Origin of the sequence: Streptomyces griseosporeus, assembly GCF_014656055.1 — a bacterium.
GTDB lineage: Bacteria > Actinomycetota > Actinomycetes > Streptomycetales > Streptomycetaceae > Streptomyces > Streptomyces griseosporeus.
Map to the genome: position 1 here is coordinate 326,093 of NZ_BNBR01000001.1, position 19,044 is coordinate 345,136.

At 71.4% G+C, this 19,044-nt stretch carries 19 protein-coding genes; 10 read left to right on the forward strand and 9 right to left on the reverse strand.

Annotated features, from left to right (window positions below; translation table 11 throughout):
• The first annotated feature begins 31 nt into the window (after positions 1-31).
• Both IE308_RS01365 and IE308_RS01370 read left to right on the forward strand, forming a co-directional pair.
• Complete coding sequence (locus IE308_RS01365) at positions 32-1,714, forward strand: ABC-F family ATP-binding cassette domain-containing protein (protein ID WP_190216222.1); 1,683 nt, start codon at positions 32-34, stop codon at positions 1,712-1,714.
• A gap of 106 nt (positions 1,715-1,820) precedes the next feature.
• The gene (locus IE308_RS01370; protein WP_190216223.1) at positions 1,821-2,378 is read left to right on the forward strand and encodes a CGNR zinc finger domain-containing protein; all 558 of its coding nucleotides are present in this window, start codon (positions 1,821-1,823) and stop codon (positions 2,376-2,378) included.
• Positions 2,379-2,468: 90 nt separating this feature from the next.
• Here the strand turns inward: IE308_RS01370 and IE308_RS01375 are convergent, their stop codons facing one another.
• The 3 genes from IE308_RS01375 to IE308_RS01385 all read right to left on the reverse strand — a co-directional run bounded on the left by IE308_RS01375 (position 2,469) and on the right by IE308_RS01385 (position 3,933).
• Positions 2,469-3,071: a GPP34 family phosphoprotein gene (locus tag IE308_RS01375; protein WP_190216224.1), complete on the reverse strand. Its 603-nt coding sequence runs from the start codon at positions 3,069-3,071 to the stop codon at positions 2,469-2,471.
• Positions 3,072-3,135: 64 nt separating this feature from the next.
• Positions 3,136-3,315: a hypothetical protein gene (locus IE308_RS01380; RefSeq protein WP_190216225.1), complete on the reverse strand. Its 180-nt coding sequence runs from the start codon at positions 3,313-3,315 to the stop codon at positions 3,136-3,138.
• A gap of 189 nt (positions 3,316-3,504) precedes the next feature.
• Positions 3,505-3,933 (reverse strand): Ohr family peroxiredoxin, encoded by a 429-nt coding sequence (locus IE308_RS01385; RefSeq protein WP_110635423.1) that lies wholly within the window; start codon positions 3,931-3,933, stop codon positions 3,505-3,507.
• 318 nt (positions 3,934-4,251) lie between these two features.
• On the opposite strand from IE308_RS01385, the gene IE308_RS01390 reads away from it, so the two are divergent.
• Positions 4,252-5,058 carry an alpha/beta hydrolase gene (locus tag IE308_RS01390; protein WP_190216226.1) on the forward strand — a complete coding sequence of 269 codons (807 nt, stop codon included), beginning with the start codon at positions 4,252-4,254 and terminating at the stop codon, positions 5,056-5,058.
• A gap of 54 nt (positions 5,059-5,112) precedes the next feature.
• On the opposite strand, the gene IE308_RS01395 is transcribed toward IE308_RS01390, so the two are convergent.
• Positions 5,113-7,884, reverse strand: a complete 2,772-nt coding sequence (locus tag IE308_RS01395; protein WP_190216227.1) for a helix-turn-helix transcriptional regulator — start codon at positions 7,882-7,884, stop codon at positions 5,113-5,115.
• 156 nt (positions 7,885-8,040) lie between these two features.
• Positions 8,041-8,544: an allene oxide cyclase barrel-like domain-containing protein gene (locus tag IE308_RS01400; RefSeq protein WP_190216228.1), complete on the reverse strand. Its 504-nt coding sequence runs from the start codon at positions 8,542-8,544 to the stop codon at positions 8,041-8,043.
• A 103-nt stretch (positions 8,545-8,647) separates the two neighbouring features.
• Here IE308_RS01400 and IE308_RS01405 point away from each other — a divergent pair, with 103 nt between their 5' ends.
• From IE308_RS01405 to IE308_RS01430, 6 genes are all read left to right on the forward strand, one after another.
• Positions 8,648-9,550 carry a LysR substrate-binding domain-containing protein gene (locus tag IE308_RS01405; protein ID WP_229908646.1) on the forward strand — a complete coding sequence of 301 codons (903 nt, stop codon included), beginning with the start codon at positions 8,648-8,650 and terminating at the stop codon, positions 9,548-9,550.
• A gap of 276 nt (positions 9,551-9,826) precedes the next feature.
• Positions 9,827-10,396 carry an EF-hand domain-containing protein gene (locus IE308_RS01410; protein WP_190216229.1) on the forward strand — a complete coding sequence of 190 codons (570 nt, stop codon included), beginning with the start codon at positions 9,827-9,829 and terminating at the stop codon, positions 10,394-10,396.
• Between the two features lie 177 nt (positions 10,397-10,573).
• A complete protein-coding gene (locus IE308_RS01415) occupies positions 10,574-11,029 on the forward strand; it encodes an SUKH-3 domain-containing protein (protein ID WP_190216230.1) in 456 nt (151 codons plus the stop codon).
• 568 nt (positions 11,030-11,597) lie between these two features.
• Entirely contained in the window at positions 11,598-12,620 is a 1,023-nt protein-coding gene (locus IE308_RS36700; protein WP_229908648.1) for a HEAT repeat domain-containing protein, read from the forward strand.
• Positions 12,621-12,722: 102 nt separating this feature from the next.
• Complete coding sequence (locus IE308_RS01425) at positions 12,723-13,085, forward strand: hypothetical protein (RefSeq protein WP_190216231.1); 363 nt, start codon at positions 12,723-12,725, stop codon at positions 13,083-13,085.
• Positions 13,086-13,291: 206 nt separating this feature from the next.
• On the forward strand, positions 13,292-13,882 hold the full coding sequence (locus IE308_RS01430) for a hypothetical protein (protein WP_190216232.1): 591 nt from the start codon (positions 13,292-13,294) through the stop codon (positions 13,880-13,882).
• On the opposite strand, the gene IE308_RS01435 is transcribed toward IE308_RS01430, so the two are convergent.
• The 4 genes from IE308_RS01435 to IE308_RS01450 form a co-directional block, all read right to left on the reverse strand.
• Entirely contained in the window at positions 13,809-15,248 is a 1,440-nt protein-coding gene (locus IE308_RS01435; protein WP_190216233.1) for an FG-GAP-like repeat-containing protein, read from the reverse strand. The two genes, IE308_RS01430 and IE308_RS01435, sit on opposite strands and share 74 nt — an antisense overlap.
• A 113-nt stretch (positions 15,249-15,361) precedes the next feature.
• Complete coding sequence (locus IE308_RS01440; protein ID WP_190217315.1) at positions 15,362-15,946, reverse strand: DinB family protein; 585 nt, start codon at positions 15,944-15,946, stop codon at positions 15,362-15,364.
• Between the two features lie 210 nt (positions 15,947-16,156).
• Positions 16,157-17,203 carry a M4 family metallopeptidase gene (locus tag IE308_RS01445; RefSeq protein ID WP_190216234.1) on the reverse strand — a complete coding sequence of 349 codons (1,047 nt, stop codon included), beginning with the start codon at positions 17,201-17,203 and terminating at the stop codon, positions 16,157-16,159.
• 135 nt (positions 17,204-17,338) lie between these two features.
• Positions 17,339-18,259, reverse strand: a complete 921-nt coding sequence (locus IE308_RS01450; RefSeq protein WP_190216235.1) for a LysR family transcriptional regulator — start codon at positions 18,257-18,259, stop codon at positions 17,339-17,341.
• 247 nt (positions 18,260-18,506) lie between these two features.
• Between IE308_RS01450 and IE308_RS01455 the strand changes: the two genes are divergently transcribed.
• A complete protein-coding gene (locus IE308_RS01455) occupies positions 18,507-19,001 on the forward strand; it encodes a cupin domain-containing protein (protein ID WP_190216236.1) in 495 nt (164 codons plus the stop codon).
• Positions 19,002-19,044 lie beyond the last annotated feature (43 nt).

Genomic DNA, 19,044 nt, shown 5'->3' on the forward strand with positions numbered 1-19,044 from the left:
GCCGACCACCGAACACGTTGGACGGTTCCCCATGCCCCAGCCCGCTCTGCTCGCCCACGACCTCGTCCGCACCCTGGACGGCCGTCGCGTCCTCGACGGCATCTCCCTCACCGCCGCCCCCGCCCGCCGCATCGGCCTGATCGGCGAGAACGGCGTCGGCAAGTCCACCCTGCTGCGAGTGCTCGCCGGCGTCGACGAACCCGACGCGGGCAGCGTCTCACGCCCCGCCGACCTGGGCTTCCTCCACCAGGAGATGCCCTACGACGCCGACGCCACCGTCGGCGCGGTGCTGGACGAGGCGCTGCGCGAGGCCCGCGAGGACCTCGCCGAACTGGAACGGCTCGGTGAGGAACTCGCCCGTGTCCCGCAGGACGACCCCCGCCACCGGGAACTCCTCGACGCCTATGGCAGGCGGCTGGAGCAGGCCCAGGACCGGGAGTCCTGGGACGCCGACCGGCGCGCGGCCCTGGTGCTGGACGGCCTGGGTCTCGGCACGGTCGGCCACGACCGCACGCTGGGCTCGCTGTCCGGCGGGCAGCGCGGCCGGCTGGCCCTGGCAGCGCTGCTCGTACGACGCCCCTCCGCGCTGCTGCTCGACGAGCCGACCAACCACCTCGACGACGGCGCCGCAGCCTTCCTCGAGGAGCAGGTCCGCGCCCTGCCCGGAACGGTCGTGGTCGCCAGCCACGACCGGGCCTTCCTGGACGCCGTCTGCACCGACCTCGTCGACCTCGACCCGGCGGTGGACGGCCCGGTCCGCTTCGGCGGCAACTACACGGCCTACCTGGGCGAAAAGCGTGCCGAGCGGGAGCGCTGGGAGCGGCGGTACGCCGAGGAGCAGCAGGAGCTGGCGGAGCTGCGGCAGGCGGTGGGCGTGACCGCGCACCGGGTCGCCCCCGACCGGGGTCGCACCGACAACGAGAAGATGGGCTACGGCCACCGGGCGGGCCGGGTGCAGAACCAGATCTCGCGCCGGGTGCGCAACGCCGCCCGGCGGCTGGAGGAGCTGGAGCGCTCCAGGGTGCCCGAGCCGCCGCGCCCGCTGCGCTTCACGGCCGGGGAGCTGGCCGCACGGGCCGAGGAGGGCGCGGAGCCGCTGGTGGCCCTGCGGAACGTTCGGGTGCCCGGCCGGCTGGCGCTGGACGCGCTGGAGATCTCGGCGACCGACCGGCTGCTGGTCACCGGCGGCAACGGAGCGGGCAAGTCGACGCTGCTCGCCGTACTCGCCGGGCGGCTGGCGGCCGAGGGCGAGGTGCGCAGGCGGCGCCGGCTGACGGTGGGGCTGCTCACCCAGGACACCGTGTTCGACCGGCCCGAACGCACGGTTCGCGACACCTACGAGCTGTCGCTGGGCCCGGCACGGGCCGAGCAGGTGCCGCTGGCCTCGCTCGGACTGCTGCACGAGGCGGACCTGGACAAACCCGTCGGGCGGCTGTCCGTCGGGCAGCGGCGGCGGCTGGCGCTGGCGCTGCTGGTGGCCCGCCCGCCCCAGCTGCTGCTGCTCGACGAGCCGACCAACCACCTCTCCCCGCGGCTGTGCGACGAACTGGAGGAGGCCCTGGGCACCGGTCCCGGCGCCATCGCCGTGGCCAGCCACGACCGCTGGCTGCGGCGGCGGTGGCAGGGCCGGGAGCTCCGTCTGGAGCAGGGAGTCCGGCTGGACGCGGGGAACGGACGACGGGAGAATGCGGGCACGGTCCGGTCGGGGGCCTGAGCCGGGGGGCCTCGGGGTGCCGTCCTCGGCGCGGCACCCTTCAGAGCGGTGACGGGTCCATGGCGGCTTCTTGCACTCCCCACCCGTCACCTGTCAAGATGGTTACGTGAACCTTGACCACGTATTCGTATGCGGACACCCGGTCCTCGACTTCGCGGCGACCCTGCGTGCCCGGCGCTCGACCCGGTTCGAGATGTTCGTGACGCCGGACCGGCTCAACGCCTGGTACGTGGAGTCCGGAGTCGTGGACACGATCACCCCCGCCGAGGAATCCGACGTCCGGGAGGCGGTCGCGGTACGCGAGGCCCTCTACCGCCTCGTCACCAACCGCCGCCTGGGTGAGGAGTTCGACCGCGAGGCACTCGCCGTGGTCAACGGCGCGGCGCGCAAGACGCCCGTGACGCCGCAGCTCACCCTGACCGGCCGGCACAACGAAGGCACCCCGGCGCAGGCCCTGGCGACCGTCGCGCGACAGGCCGTCGAACTGCTCAGCGGCCCGGACGTCCCGCTGCTGAAGGAGTGCGGCAACCCGGAGTGCACGCGGGTCTACATCGACCGCTCCCGGGGCATGCGGCGCCAGTGGTGCGGTATGGAGTCCTGCGGCAACAAGATCAAGGCCGCCGCCTACCGCGCCAGGAAGAAGACCGTGCCGGCGTCGGCGTGAAGAGTGGACTGACTCGTCCCGCCCGCCCGAGCAGGTGCAGGACGAGCCCGTCGTCGTGAAGCAGAAGCCCGCCGCAAGGCGCCCGTTCGGCTAGCCGCGCCACACGTTGTCGAAGGCCGCGCTCTCCACGTCCCTGCGCAGCCGCAGTGCCTCCAGGCGCGTCACGGCGTCGCCGACGGCGGCCAGGACCGTCGTGACCGCGTCGCCGGTGGGCGTCTCAGGGGTCTCGTCCGGGGCGTCCCCCACTACCGCGGCGTCGATCAGGGCGGTGAGGACGGGTTCGCCCGACGCGCTGCGTTCCTCGGCTCGGGTACGTTCCGGGGAGTCGGCGAGGACGCTCCGTCCCCTCCACGGCTGGAGGCCATGCCGCCGGGGGCGGGTGAAGAGCCCGGACCGCTGCAGGTCGTCGACGTACGCGGCGGCGAGATCCCGGCCGCGGCGCCATAGCCAGTCCTCGACCGTCTCGTGCGATCCGTGCCCGGCGAGAGTGGCGACCGCCTCGTCCAGGAGCCGGTCGCCCGTTGCGACAGGCAGGCCGGGCACCACCCGGTCGCCGTTCAGGGTCAGCGCCTCGATCTCCAGCAGGTCGATCACCTCGGCACCCGCCAGCGCGAGGGACAGGTTCCCCTGCTCCACGGGCCGGTCGGCCGGCCTGCCGAGGGCGACGAGGGCGAGGTCGCGTGCGGTGGTCATGTGTCCCTCCAGGTCTCCAGCAGGACATCGGCGACTTCAGTGTCACGCTGCCACGAGGGCACGCTCACAGGAAGTCCGAGGCGGCGGGGCCGTATCCCGACAGCACCGCGCTCATCGACCAGCTCCACACCTGCTGGGCGTCCGGCCGGGCAGGTGGCTGCGGGGCTTGCGGGGTACCGGCTCGCCGCTCGCGGGAGCGGGCAGGGGCACGGTCGTGGGCGCGACGATCGACGATGTCAGTCACGCCTTCAGGGAGTGATGTCGTGGACGCGGGGGCGGGACGGCGGCGTCCGGCCTTCCGGGTCGACAGGTGCGTCATGGAGGCCATGTCCTGCCCTCGCTCTTCGGTAGGCGGTGCGGGTGTGGCGGAAGGAAGGGGAGCGGGAGCGGGTCCCGTGCCGGGGGAAGTGGCACGGGACCCGCCGTCAGGTGGTCAGGCCGCGGCTGTGGCGTTGAGGACGACGGGCACGTTGTCGCGCGTGGCCTTGGAGTAGGGGCAGATCTGGTGGGCGGCCTGCGCCAGCTCCTCTGCGGTGGCCTGGTCGACGCCGCCCAGGACCGGGCTGAGGACCGCGGAGAGCGAGAACTCGCCGTCGTCCCCGTGGGTGAGGGTGATCTCGGCGGTGATGCTGGTACTGGTCAGCCGTATCTTGCGGGTTGTGGCGGCCCGGCGCAGGGCGCCGAGGAAGCACGCGGCCCAGCCGGCGGCCAGGAGCTGCTCGGGGTTGGTCGCGGTGCCGGCGCCGCCCAGCTCCTTGGGGAGGGCGAGGCCCGTCTCCAGAAGACCGTCGGAGGAGCGGACGTGACCGCCGTTGCGGCCCTCTCCGTCGACATCGACGACGGCGGTGTAGCTGACTGCCATGGCTGGGCTCCCCATCTGGTTCGACTCGATGCTCCGCCACCTCCTGTGAACACTGCTCGCGTCACTGGTTGAGGTGGTGACGCCATCATGGCAGCCTTGCGCGTCACCGGTCAAGCAGGTGATGTGGACGTCTGTGGGGTGCAGTCGTCGCGTCGAGCCCCTCCCCGGGGGGTGGCCCGGCCTGTGCACGCCGCGGATCACCGAGATTCAGTCATTCGACTGTCGTCCGGGGCCCCCGCCGCAACCATGCTGGGACAGCCGCCGGTGCGCTGGTGCGTGCGCCGGTGGAATTGGTCGTCGTGCTCGGAGGAGCCATCCGTGGAACGCACTCCCGTCGTCTTCATCCATGGCGCGTGGCTGCACGCGCTCTCCTGGGAGCCGTGGGTGGCACGCTTCGCCGGCAGGGGCTTCCTGGCCGTCGCGCCCGGGTGGCCGGGGGAGGCCGCGGCCGTCGCGGACGTGCGCGCGTCACCGGAACCGCTCAGCCGTATCGGTCTGGACGCGCTGACCGACCACTACGCCGAGTTCGTGCGGTCGTTCGACACCGCACCGGTGATCGTCGGACACTCGGTAGGCGGGCTGATCGCACAGCACCTCATCGCAGCCGATGTCGGCCGTGCCGCCGTCGCCATCGCCCCCGCGCCCGTCAACGACATCCCGCTGCCCGCGTCCCCCGGCCGGCTGCTGCGGCGCGACCGGTGCGACCCCGCCGACGAGTTGGTGCCCCTGTCACCGGAACAGTTCCACCGCGCCATCGCCAACACACTCGAAGCGGAGGAGTCCGGCCGGCTCTACGACCGCTACGTCGTACCGGCACCACGCCGACTGCTCGCCGACCTCGGCTGCGCTGATGCGCCCCGCAGCCCGCGCGCCGCGGCGGACGTCGGGAACGCGGGACGCGGACCGCTCCTGCTGATCTCCGGACAGGAGGACCGGCTCGTACCGGACGAGGCGACACGCGCCGTGTACAAGCAGTACGGCGACACCACGGCCGTCACCGATCTGAAGCAGTTCGCGGACCGCGCCCACTCCCTGGTCATCGACAGCGGATGGCGTTTCGTCGCCGACTACGTGCTGGGCTGGCTGGACGAGCACGGCATCCGAGCCCACCAGCCGGAGGAGTGACGCGCCGCAGTCCGGGCCGCGGTCAGGCGTCCGGACTGCCAGGCGTCCGGACTGTCAGGCGTCCGAACCGTCGGGCATCCTGCCCAGGGCGTCGCGCAGTGCGGCGCGGGAGGTGATGCCCAGCTTGGGGAACACCCGGTACAGGTGTGAGCTGACCGTACGCGGCGACAGGTGCATCCGCGCGCCGATCTCCTTGTTGGTCAGGCCGCCGGCGGCGAGGTCCGCTATCCGGCGCTCCTGCCAGGTCAGGGACGCCAGGTGCGCCGAAGAGGCGAGCGGGGATGCTCCCGCGGCCCGTAGTTCGGCCCGGGCTCGTTCGGCCCAGGTGGGGGCACCGAGGCGGTCGAAGGTGTCGGTGGCGAGGGTGAGGGTGTGTCGGGCGGCCTTGCGGCCTTGGGTGTGGCGCAGGCGGATGCCGTGGGCGAGGCGGATGCGGGCGAGTTCGTAGGGAAAGGCGTGCGCGCCGGGGTGGGTTTCGGCTTGCCGGTAGTGGTGGTCGGCTTCGGCGGGGTCGGCGGCTGTCATGGCGAGGGCGCCGTGGGTGAGGAGGGCGAGACGCGGTGAGATGCCGGGGAGTCCGGCTCGCCGGGCGGCGAGGGCGTGGGTGCGGGCTTGTTCGTGGCGGCCGGTGTGCAGGGCCGCTTCGACGAGATCGAGGAGGGTGCGGGAGGCCTGGTGGGCGTAGGGGGTGAAGGTGCCGGGGGGTGTGATGCCGATGGCGTGGAGGTAGGCGGCTTCGTAGTCGCCTTCGGTGAGGGCGGCGGTGGTGCCGATGGCGTCGGCGATCTGGGTGAGGAAGCCGACGCCACGGGGCCGGGCCCAGGCGTCGACGGCGGCCTGGAGTTCGCGGGCGCGGTCGCTGTGGCCGCGCATCGCGGCCAGCAGACCGAGGTACCCCCGGGCATGATGCGCGAACAGCATGTGACCGTGGGACGACGCCAGCTCCACGCACTGCTGCCCGCTTCGCTCCGCCTCGTCCCACTCCCCCACCGCCATCTGATCCAGCATCACCAGGTGCAGCATCGTCATGCTGGTCGCCAGGGCTCCCGTCCCGGACTCACGGTCCAGGGCGCGCTGCAGCAGGGGCCGGTACTGGCCGAGGACGTCCACGTGGTAGGCGGCGGCGCCCAGCCTCGTGATGTCCCACGGCTCGGGGTCGCGCAGAGCGGCGAAGGCCGCCTCCACCCGCTCGCGCACACCGGCGCCGCGGCGCACCACATCCCCCCACGCGTCCTCGTAGACGCGGGATGCGGCGGGCACCAGATCGCCCAGGGTGTCGAGGAGCGTGTGCGTCCGTTCCCACGACGTCTCGTCGCCGGCGTACTGGTTGATGGCCAGGAGCAGGTTGACCAGTCGGGTGAGCACCTCGTGGGAGTCGGGCGCGCCGCTGTCCCGCAGCTGCTCGATCGCCGCGCCGACATGGCGCTGCGTGGACCGGACGTCCCCGTCCTCGTACAGCGCCACGTAGGCCGACGCGACGACGGAGGCGGGAGAGTGGTCGCCGCCGAGCGCGGGAGCTGCGCCGACCAGTTGCTGCGCCTGGCCGAGCAGGCCGGCGTGACCGGCGACGAACGCCGCGTCCCCCAGCCGCCGGGACCGCTCCTCCGGCCGCTCGCTCAGCTCCGCCGCGCGGGTCAGCCAGGACACGGCGACCATGGCGCCGCCGCGCCGGGTCACGGACTCGGCCGCCGCCTCCAGTGCGGACGCGACCTCCTCGTCCGGGTCGACCGTGGCGGCTGCCAGATGTGTGGCACGCCGTTCCACGTCCTCGCGGTGCACCTGGGCGAGGGCCGCGTGCGCCGCGCGCCGCTCGTTGGGGGTCGCCAACTGGACGACGGTCGAGCGCACCAGGGGGTGCCGGAAGACGAAGTCGCCGCTGAGCGGATCGATGTCCAGCAGACCGCCGGCCGCTGCCTCGTCCGCGTTGAGCATGCGGTAGCGCGTGCCCCGCGGGTGCCGGGCCGCCGCGCCCGCTCCGACGCCGTCCAGGGCGCCGCGCAGCAGTTCCGTGCGTACGGCGTCGCCCAGCGCCCTGATGCGGTCGCCGTACACCTGCTGCAGGCGCTGGGGCAGCGGGATGCCCGGGTAGCCGGACAGGGCCTCCCGGCTGCCCACCGGGCGGCCGCTGCGCAGCACGTGGGGCGGCAGTTCCAGCAGGGCCAGCGCGTTGCCCTGGGCCTCGTCGAGCACCAGACGCCGGGTCTCGGGGTCCAGACCCGGATGACGCATGTCGAGGAGCTGTTCGGCCTCCTTCTCCGACAACGTGGTGACCGCGAGCTGGGGCAGCGCGGCGGTGTCGAAGCCGGAGACCACGTCGGAGCGCAGGCCGACGACGAGCTTGACCGAGCTGCCGGTGAGCCGCCGCCCGACGAATCCGCACACCTCGATGCTGGAGGTGTCGAGCCACTGGCCGTCGTCGAGCACCAGCAGGAGGGGCTGCTGCGACGCGGCGAGCGAGAGCAGGTCGAGCACGGCGATGCCGAGGGTCATGACCGAGGGAGGTGAGCCCTCGCTGCGGCCGAAGACGACGTCGAACACGCGCCGGTGGCTGTCGTCCAGCCGGTCGATGTGAGGCAGCAGCGGGTACAGGAACTGGTGCAGGCCGGCGAACGGAAGCTCCGACTCGGCCTCCACACCAACTGCCCGGACGACTCTGTGCCCCTCCCCCGCGGCGAGGGCGGCGACATGGTCCAGCAGAGCGCTCTTGCCCACGCCCGTGTCGCCGCGCAGCACGAGGGCCCGCCCCTCGGCAGCCGCCACGAGCCCGGCCAACACCCGTTGTTCGCGCTCACGGCCGACCATGGTCCCGGCGGCAATCGACTCCATGGCCCCCCACTCCCAGCCGTCATGTGCCGACCTGACGCAGAAGCCTAGATGGCCACGGGGGAATTCCGATACCGGGAATGCCGAAAACGTTCTTGGTTCGGGGCCCGGCGGGATACCGCCGACGGGGTGCCGGGGGGATGAGGAAGAAGCGAGCCGTCAGAGGCGGATCTCGGCGCGCATCCGCTCCTGCGGGGTGGCGATGTCCCAATAGCGGGCGGTGCCCCGCGCGTTGTCGTAGATACCGGTGCCGCCTGTGATCGCCATGTCGAGCGTGTCCGATCCGCTGGTCCACAAGGACTGCATCGTCAGCGAGCCGTGTTCCAGTTCCATGGTGAGTACGCACTGCGTGGTGCGCTTCTCGCCCTCGATGCGTACGACCTGACACGTGCCGCCGCCGTGCCCGACCCTGCGGCCGTCCTTGACGGCGGTGCCGGAGTAGACGTCCATGTCGCCGAGGCTGGGTCCCGCGGGGCCGAGGTCGACGGCCGTGTACTGGTCGTTGTCGACCTGGAGTTCGAGGACTTCGTATCGGTTCCGCTCGCCTGTGTCGGCGTCGGCGCTGTTCGTCGACGAGATGCCGAGCACGGCGGCGGCAAGTGCGACGGCGACGAACCTCGCGCCGCGGGACGCCGACTTCGCGCTGGGACGGCCGTAGAACATGGGGTCCTCCTCGTTGCTCTCCCTGTACGAACACCTAGACGCTATGACGGCTCGGTCATCTTGTCTAAGATCAATATCGCTATGGCGTTATGGTGCGGGAGGCATGATGGACCTGAACTCGCTCCGGCAGTTCCTGGTCGTGGCGCGGCTCGAACACCTGAGCCGCGCTGCCGACGAACTGCGCGTCGCACAGCCGTCCCTGAGCCGCACCATCGCCCGGCTGGAACGCGACCTGGGCGCTCCGCTCTTCGACCGGAGCGGTCGGCTACGGCTGAACGCCGCCGGCCACGTCTTCCGGGCCCACGTGGAACGCGCCCTCGGCGAACTCGAGGCCGGACGCCGTGCCGTCGCCGAGACCGTCAGCGAGGGCGCGGGGAGCGTCAGGCTCGCGTCGGAAACCTTCCTCACCCTGACCGGCCCCCTGGCGGCCTACAAACGGGCCCACCCCTCCGTGGAACTCGAACTGCACTGGTCCCCCGCCGAGGACATGGCCCGTCTCCTGCGTGCCCGCCAAGTCGACCTGTGCGTCGCCTCGCAGCCGATCCACGCCGAGGAAGTCGAGACGGTACGGCTCTTCGACGAGGAGGTCGGGGTGGGCGTGCCGCTCGACCACCCACTCGCGGGCCGCACGTCCCTGAGCGTCCACGAACTCGCCGGCCAGCCCTTCGTCAGCGCTCGCCCAGGACACTGGCTCCGCCGGCTGCTCGACCGGCTCTTCGCCGCCAACGGCCTCACCCCGCGGATCGTCTGCGAGAGCGACGAACACGGCGCCATCGCGGACTTGATCGTCGCGGGACTCGGCATCGGCCTGGTCCCCTCCTTCGCGCGCCGCAAGGGCGAGCACGTCCCCCTCGCCTGGATTCCCGTGGACAGCCCCGACTGCCGTCGCACGGTCACGGTGAGCTGGGAAACCGGCAGCCATCTCTCCACCGCCGCACGGCAGTTGCGCACCACGCTCACCGAGTGGGACTGGAGCGCGGAGGAAGGCGTCCGACGCCGCGCCTGAGGTGCCGCTCGGCGTACGTCGCTCAGGCCGCCACCGCTGGGAGCCCGACGCCTCCACCTGCTCGACCTCCTCACGGACGCGGTCCGGCCGAGGCCGGGAGGCGGTACGGCCGCGTAGGACGCGCAGGACGCGTATGTACTCCCGCCACAAATCCGCGCACGCCCCGGTCCCCCGGACGAAGGACGTTTCCTTTCGATCGACCCCCTCGTTGCCCGCATGACAGGTCCGTATCCGGAGCCCCCTTCCTTGGGCCCGCCTGTTCGTTGAGGAGTGGCAATGGCCGATCAGGACTTTCTGACAGCGAAGATCGAGCGGGGTTTCGACCAGCTCGACGTGAGCGGCAACGGGGTGCTGACCGAGAGCGACCACGTGGAGATGGGCCGCCGCGTGGCGTCCTCCCTCGGTCATACCGAGGGCTCCCCGGAGGCGGAACGGATCATCGACGCCTACCTGGGCATCTGGCGGGAGGTGCATCTACCGTTCGTCCCGGCCGGCAGCCAGGGGATCCCGAAGGACCAGTTCGTCGTCTCGACCCGAACGCTGGCCCAGAACCCCGAGGCGGCCAGGACCACCCTCGGCAGGCTGGCCGAGACCTATCTCCAGATCGCTGACATCGACCAGGACGGCAGGATCAGCCCCGGCGAGTTCCTCGCCTTCCAGCGCGGGCACTTCCCCGGGCTCACGGAGGAGAACGCGGCCGAGGCCTTCAGCCGCCTCGACAGCGACGGCGACGGCACGCTGTCGCCCGCCGAGTTCACCAGCGCGGTCGTCGAGTTCTGGACCAGCGCCGACCCCGACGCGAACGGCAACTGGTGGATGGGACGGCCTGTCTTCGCCCAGGACTGACGCTCAAGGCGTCTGCCCGCCTGCGGCCTCCTGATGAGCCCGAATGAACTTTGGGTCCGCGCGGCCAATCCACCTGTCTGATGATCAGTATGTGCGACAGACTGGAGCAACGGACAAGGTAGAGCGGGAGGACGCATAGAACACCTCACAGAAGCGATGACGGCTTACAGTCCGTCGGTGCTGGAGGCGCTGGTTGCTGCTGGGTGGGCAGCAGGCCGCAACATCGCCATCACTGACTGGACGCGGGAGCTGACGGGTGCCGGGTTCGAACTCAACGACGCGGCCGTAGCGATCTGGTCCGAGTTCGGCGGGCTGACGATCAGGAGTTCCTCGTCCCGCGTCCCTGCATCGAGCCTGCACCTTGACCCCGTGGACGCCTGCATCGACGTCGCCGAGGAAGCGGCCACGCTGAAGCGGCACTACGGAGAGAACTACAGCCCTCTGGGCATGTGGTCGAGCCAGTTCCTTGCGTACATCTCAGCCAGTGGTCGCGTCATCGCCGTGGGGCCGCACTGGGTCTGGCCGTTGGGCGCCACCTTCAGGCAGGCATTGGCCTACGTAGTGGACGGCGACGGCGGCGAGAATCATGAGGAGCGGGCAGACTGGCTCGACAACTGCCGGTACGTCGGGTGAGACGATGCGGGCAGATCAGCGAGGTCCGTCCGTTCTGCTGGGACACCCGGGCCATCACCGACGCCTGCGACCATGCCGACATCGAGACACTGAGGTCGACCGGTGCTGAAGGGTGAGCGGAGAAAGGTGTCGGATCGTGCGGGCGTCTACGGATCCACGCGTCCCAGCACCTCGGCGAGAGGAGTCCCGGTTCGTGTCGCTGTGATGCGACGTGCTCGCAACTGGGCCCGGGTTCTGGGGCGGAACTTGGGGTCCTTGCCGCAGCCGCAGGGTTCGCGGCCCTCGTAACGCAGTCCGGCGGCCAGCACGGCTGCCACGACCGTCCATGCCTTGGTGTCTCGGCGCCGCGGTGCCGCGAAGTCATGGCCGGCGCAGATCATTGGCTCGGAGCACCGGGGGCATCGGTGCCCGTCGGGCCCAGGGTGCCGCTTGAACGCGACGCGGCAAGGCACGCACGCGTAATGCAGCTTGTAGGGCTTCTCGGCGTAGTAACACACGAGGTGAACGTATCCGGCCCTGTCGTGGCTGGCGAAGAGGTTTCCCTAGCACGGCTCAGGGTGGGGAGAGGATGCCGGGTGAACTCAGTCAGAGGGACGGCAACATGGCGTATCAGGCAGTGACGCGGGCGTTCGTGGAAGGGGATCCGCTCGACCAGGCGGGAGGTCCCCTCGACGTCCGTGTGGTGGTGGCGGGTATCCGGGCGGAGGCCAAGGACGGGTACCTCTTTGAGGAGGTGCCCTGGGACCGCTTCCCGGAGGGCGGCAGCGTTCGGGAATCCATGGAGCGGCTGCTCTCGGGCGAGGCCGTCCGCACTTCCCTCGCCAGGCTCGTCGGCCTGTGCGCCAACGACATGAGGGCCGCAGTGGCCCTGGCGGTGCCCTTCCTGATCCGGATCGGTACCGACCCGGAGGCCGACCACCGTGCCGAAGCCATCGCGGTGACCGCGGAAGCGGCGCGCATGCAGCACCAGGGTGTGTGCACGCGTGCCGACATGCTCCGGTTCCGAGGCGACGACGAATGGTTCTTCGAGGTCACTGGCTACGTGCAGAACTGGTCCGTGCAGGCAGCCCGCGACGCGATCGCCGCGGACAGCGATCTCCTCCTGCCCCTGCTCGACGACCCCGACCCCGAGGTGCGCATCGCCGCCGCGTATGCGCTGGCGGCCGCCTCCACCCGGGAGGAGAACATCCTCCGTGGGTTCCATGCCCGCCTGCTCGCCGAGCACGAACCGGCCGTACGCGCGGGTCTGGTCCTGGCGATAGCGCAACTGGCCCTGGCGCACCAGGATGCGCGGACGGTGGTGTGGATGCGGTCCTGTTGGTCCGATGCGGCACGGCCGCCCGAGGTGCGGGTGAGCGCGGCGCTGGGGTGGATGTGTCTCACCGATCTGCCGGTCTCTGACGAACTTCGCGCCCTGCTCGACGAGTTCGCCACCGACGAGATGGCCCGGCTGATGGCGCCGCTGCCCTGGATGCGTGCGGCCGAGGACACCGGCAGCGACGGCCTGCGCCGCTGTCTGCGGATCATGCTGCACCCCGGAACCCCCGGTGCCCCTTGCCCCGCGGACCACTGGGACGATCCGTGGTCATGACCGTTGGGACAGGGAATCGAACAAGCCCGCACCCGGGCTTGTCGTACCGCGTCGGCAACCACTGCCTCTCTCGGAGTCCTCGTGCCGCAGACTACTCGACTGGTGACCACGATCGCCGCCCCTGTGGCGTTTTCCGAAGTCGAAGGCCTTCCGTGTCTGGAGGGGCGGGCCGCAGCGCGGAGGCTCGTACAGCGCGGGGACACCGAGCTGATCGTGCAGCGCCTCGACCCGTCGGCGAAGGATCCAGTCGTCCGGTTTCCGGCTCCCTGGCCACGCCGGTTCGGCGGGGACGCGGTGTCGCCCGCCGGCGATGTGGCCGTCTTCGCCGGCCCGCACGCGCTGCAGGCCGTCGACCGGTCGGGGAGTGTGTGCGGTGGGAACTGCGGCACCGCTGCTGGGCAGGCTGCGCGGGTCATGAAAGCGTCGCCGAGTATGCGGATGATCGTCGCCACCGCCGGTACCTGAACAGCGGCTCGGCCGCCTTCTCCGCGGACGGGGCACTCGTATGGGCTCACATTTGCGGCCCCCTGGCACACGAGGCACCCATCCCCGGCCGCTACACCGAGGAGTGGCTGGTTATCGACGCCGGCAGCGGCACGGTCCTCGCGCGTGCCCGCACCCACACGGCAGCCGCGGGATCCCACCATGTTCCGCACCCGGACCCCGGCCAGATGGGCCTGAGCATCGGCGAAGGCCAGGACGGGTCGCCGGCGCGGTGGGGCCGGTGGGACGGTCAGGCGCTGTCCCTCGACAGGTTCGGTGATGAGGACCGCGTGCTGCTGGCGGCCAGCCCCAGTGGACAGCGTCTGCTCACCGTCACCCACGACCAGGACACCCTTGCTCTGCACCGGAGTGCGGACGGCGCGGTTGAAGCCGAGCTGAGTGCAGTCTTGATCCCTCGGCATCCCGCTCTGGAGGCCGACGACTTCGAATCCTTCGTGGACGAGGAGTCAGCGGCGTTCTTCGACTACGAGGGCGGCTTCGTCGACGAGGGGACCGCCGTGATCGGGACGGTCGAGAGCGACGAGGACTACGGCACGGGCAGACACTGGCTCGTCGACACGGCCCCTCTGCGGCTGGCCGAGCAGCTCGTCTATCCCTTCGAGGTGTCCGGTCCGCCGAAGGCGCTCGGCGACGGCACGTGGTACACGCTGTGCGACGCCGAGAACGCCCTCCACCTTTGGACCCTCACAGGAGGGGCAGAGCGTCGCCCCCGAGCAGTTGCCAACCGGAACCCGAAAGTCCGAACTGCGTGCCGGTGAAGATCTTGCTGCCGGTACCGGTGGGCCGGGTCGTACCCCCAGGCAGGATCCAGGCGGCGCCGGCGTAGTTGTTCTCGCCATGCCCCGTGACGAGGAGGTCGACCCGTCCGTCGCGGTTGACGTCCCCTGCGGACAGGGTGGTGCCGAAGGCGTCGTCGACCTCGCTGGAGCCCGGCACCCCGCTGGTCTCCTGGCTGTACGAAGCCGAGTTGGCACCGGGGACTCCTGACCGGGTGCCGGGGATGAAGGTCACCATGCCGGCCCCCGCAACGGTGCCCAGCTTCTCCCCGGGGGAGCCGACGACGATGTCGCCGACGCCGTCCCGGTTGAAGTCCGCGACCACCACGGACCCACCGAACTTGTCGCCCGCTTCTCCCGCTCCCGGCACGCCCGGGCTGTCCTGCGACAGCGTGACGGGGGTGGCGTCGGTGGGCACGCCGTTGGCACTGCCGTACCAGATGAGGATGCGCCCGCCCCTCTCCCCGTCCACGCCACGCTGCGCAGGCTCGTCGGGGTCGCCCGCGACGATGTCGCCGTAGCCGTCGCCGTTGACGTCGCCGACCGTGGCGACCAGGGCGTCACCCCGGTCGAGGGACTCGCCGAAGCCGCCGGCATTCTCGGGGTTCACATGGACGAGGCCGCCCGTGTGTCCTCCCGCGCGTCCTGTGACGGCGACCGTGTCGGCGAGTCCGTCCCGGTCGACGTCTCCTGCCGTGACCGAGCTGAACCACCCGACGTATGCGGGGGCGGAGGGGGCGGGAAGAGAGGATCGGGTGAAGGTGCCGCGGAAGGTCCTGGTGTCGTTCCAAGCGCCCACCGTGACCGAGCTCGTCGCCGAGGATCCCTTGCCCACCGCGGCCACGTCCCGGCCGACGCGGTCGAACGACAGGCCCCCGGAGATCGGCAGCGTACGGCCGGAGGTCAGCCCCGACCTGCTGCCCCAGAGAATCGTCACCATGCCCTTGTCGGCGCCCTCCGCGAGGTCCTCGTACGGCGCGCCGACGACCAGGTCGGCGTAGCCGTCCCGGTCCAGGTCGGCCGAGGCGGTCGAGGCACCGAAGTAGTCGCCGCGCTCGGCGGCGCCGGGCACGCCGGGAGAGTTCTGGGTGATGACGGCGCGGGAGGCGGCGGAGAGCCCGGACGGGGACCCGTACAGGACAATGACCGCCCCCGCGTCCTCCTGCCCGGCCACATCGGCTCCCGGCACCCGCAGTACGACGTCCCGGTAGCCGTCCCCGTTGAAGTCCGCCGGTACGGTGTCGCCCGCCGCGTGCGCGACCGTCGCCGGCAGATTCCCGAGCAGTCCGGCCAGCAGCACGGCGGCGATCTGCCAACGTCTGCTCCTGGCAGCGCTGTTCATGGTCATGAGCCCCTCCCACCCCACACCTGACGAAGATCTGCGGATTCTACGGTGGAGGCCGGCGGGCCCAGCGAGGTGCACGGCGAGTTGTCTTCATGGGCCGTGACGTGCGGCAACCTCTAAGCCCTCAGGGGCGAGGCGGCCCTGGCGGCCTGCTCGATCTTCGCGCAGTACGCCGCACGGGCTTCCTCGTCGATCTGCTCCTCGTATTCGGGGCGCAACCCGGTCCGGCCGTCGAGGCCCTCCCGCAGGATGTCGGCGTGCCCGGCATGCCGGATGGTCTCGCCGAGGACGTGGACCAGGATGGCGAACAGGTTCGCGTTGGGAGAGGGCTGCGGCCACCACGGCACGTGGCCGGGGGCGTCAAGGGGAAGCTCGTTGATCGTCGCGTCCGAGTGTTCCCACGTGCGCCGGTAGAACCCGACAATCTGCTCGCGGGTCTCGTCCTCGCTCGCCCACAGATCGCTGCCGTCGTGGTCCTGCCACCGGGGCAACGGTTCAGGGGACGGGCGGTCGAAGACCTCGCCGAAGTACCTGGCCTCGACGGTGGCCACGTGTTTGACCAGCCCGAGGAGGTTGGTCCCGGTCGCCGTCAAAGGTCTACGGGCGTCGTATTCGGACAAGCCGTCGAGCTTCCAGAGCAGCGCCTCGCGGTCCCGCCGCAGTCTCCCGTGCAGGTTTTCCTTCGCGAAATCGTCGATGATCATGCGGAATGAGCTTGCCATGGGCTGCTCGTGCTCTCAAGGGAAAGCAGCAGATCAAGGCGGCCGACGCGGCCCCGGCCCCGGCAGCCGTCCCGCTGCGGGCTTGCGCCGGCTGCGCGCCCCGGAGGCGGCGGGTCTGCCGCCTGCGGGGCGTCGAACGTCAGGAGACGCCGGGGCGTCGCACGTCAGGAGACGCCGGGGCGTCGCACGTCAGGAGACACCCGGAATCTGCCGGGCCTGGAACGCGGCGCGGACCGCGTCCGCCGCGCTCTTGCCGTACATCTTCTGCGCCGTGGCGACCGTCGTGTTCGCGGCCGCCGCGAAGCTGGTGTCGGGGGCGAAGCCGAACTGGGCGTTCACGATAATCCGGTCGGCGACGCGCGGGCCGAGGGCGGTGCGGATGTCGAACAGGGCACGGGACCAGATCTCGCCGTCCGCGTGGACCTCGCCGACCCGGTCCGCGTACGTCTTGTCGGAGTCGATCCGGCGCAGACAGTGCGGGGCGTCGCTGTAGGTGACGGAGTCCCAGTCGGCGACGCAGGCGACGTCGGTCTTCACCGGCCAGCCGTAGCGTGCGGCGGCGTGCTGGCCGACGGCGACGGCGAGATAGTCACCGAAGGCCTCGCCGATGGAGCCGGCCTCCAGGGAGGTGCCGAAGCCGGGCACCTGGGCGTTGTGCACGGCGTGACCGTACTCGTGCACGACGACCTCGGCGTCCTCCGCGTCGTCCACACCGCCCTTGCCGAAGCGGATCTCCGCCTTCTTGTCGGTGAAGAAGGAGTTGTCGGCGCCCCACTGGTTGATACGGACCGGCTGGACCCGGTCGTTGGCGCCGGGCAGTTCGCTGCCGAAGCCGAGCCCCTGCAGGTACTCCTGTGCCTCGTTGACCCAGAAGTACGCCATGACCTGCTCGAACTGGTCGTCGTGCCGGTTGTACGAGGTGGCGTCGGCGAGCCGCGCTGAGGCGCCGGTGTCGGAGCGGACCGAGACCCACCGGCCGGAGAGGCCGCCGCTGCCGTCGAGGTTGCGCAGCGCGACAGTGGCGTAGGCGGTGGCCGGAACCGCGTCGGCGGAGTCCTTGGCGTCGGTGAGGGTCTGGTCGCCCGACGACTGGACGGGGTTGACCATGAAGACGCGGGCCTGCGGGCCGACGGCGACGGGGGTGGTTCCCGTGGCAGAGGCAGAGGCGCCCGTCGTCAGCACGGCCACGGTGGCGATGGCCCCGGCGAGCAGACCGCGGGGTGTGCGGTGAGCCATGTACGTCCTTCCGTTGCGGATGGCGTGAGTGCGGTGGTGCGGTGTGGGCGCGATCTTCGCGCACCGCCGGGCTTTTGAACAGGTGCATGACTGCAGCCCGCCTGATCCCTGTGCCCAGGCGGAGGCGTTGCCGTATCAGCGGGCCCTCACCGGATCCGGAACGGTCTGCGTCTGCTCGGTGGTGCCGTCGCCGAACGCCTGCAGCAGGTGTTGTACGGCCGGGGAGGGCGGACCGCTGGGGAAGGCGAGCGAGGTGGTGACGGTCAGACCGGTGAGCTTGCGGAAGACGACCCCGGGCGCCGGGGGAAGTCCCGACACCTCGTAGAAGACGGTCCATGAGGGTGGGCCGACGCCGATTTCCGCGAGGGTCGCCTGGAGGCTGGTGAAGGGGGGAGCGGGCGGCGGCTCGGCACCCGCCGCCCGCAGCGCGTGCGTGATCAGGGCGTGGAACGGCGGATTGTGCTCGTGCGGCGCGAGCCGCAGCGGCAGGGCGGCGAGCTGCTCCAGGCGCAGCTGCGGTTCGTCCGCCAGGGGGTGGACAGCGGGCAGTGCGGCGTTCAGCGGGTCGGTCCACACGGGGACCGTGTCCAGGCCCGCGGCCTGACCGGGAGGCAGGGCGCGTACGAGTACGGCGTCCAGGACGCCCGCGCGGACGGCCGCGAGCCGCTCCGCAGGCGGGAGCTTCGCGAGCCGTACCCGCATGCGCGGCGCGAGAGCAGCGAAGGCGGTCAGGGCGCGGTAGATCCGGTCCCCGGGGACCTGGACGGTGCCGAGCCGCAGGACGCCTTCCGTGCCGGCGCGGATGCCGGCGGCCACCTCGCGGGCACGGTCGGCCGCGGCGAGGACAGCGCGGGCCTCCGGCAGCAGGCGCTCCCCGGCGGCCGACAGGCGCACCCGCCGGGACGAGCGGTCGAACAGCACGACTCCGAGGGCCCGTTCGAGGACGCGGATCTGCTGACTGACCGCGGACTGCACGATGTTCAGCCGCTCGGCCGCCCTGCCGAAGCCCCGCTCCTCGGCCACCACCACGAAGTACCGCAACTGCCGTAGCTCCATCCGCTGTTCCCCTCCCCCGTCGCCTTCCGTGGCCCGAGCCACGGCGACACGGAGTCCTGTACCGGACCGCGAGCGCCCTTCCCCCGCATCCCGCTGCGCCCCGGACGCCGTTCATCACGATCGCTGATCGCTGCCAGCGACAACTGCTTCTGGTTCGCCCGGTGTTCCCGTGCTCGAATCATCAAGGCAGCGCAAACAGCGATAAGGCGATAGACAGCGAGAAGCCGGCGACGAGAACGGAGCACCGATGTCCACGCACAGCTCGGGAACGGCCCTGGTCGTACCCCCACACGACGCCGAGGTCGTCCCCCTGGCCGGTGCCGGCGCCTTCCGGCTCCTCGCCGACGGCACCGCCGCGGACGGCGGGTTCGGCGTGAACCGGCTCTCGCTGGAGACGGGTGCGGACGGGGCTCGGCCGCACTATCACGCGCGGTCCTCCGAAATGTTCTACGTACTGGGCGGCACGGCGTTCTTCCTCCTCGGCGGGCGGCTGGTGACGGTGGACGCGGGCGGTCTCGTGGTGGTCCCGCCGGGGCTGCCGCACGCCTTCGGCGCCGCCCCGGCCGCGACGGCGGATCTGCTGGTGGTGGCAGCGCCGGGGAGCGACCGGTTCGACTACTTCCGCCGGCTGGGGCGCATATCCCGCGGTGAGGAGACGTTCGCGGACCTGCTGCCGGAGCAGGAACGGTACGACGTCCACTTCGTGGACGACACGCTGTGGCGGTCGGTCCGGGCCCGCTGACGCTAGCGGGGTGCCTCGGTGCCTCCTCCGCGGCATTCCGCTC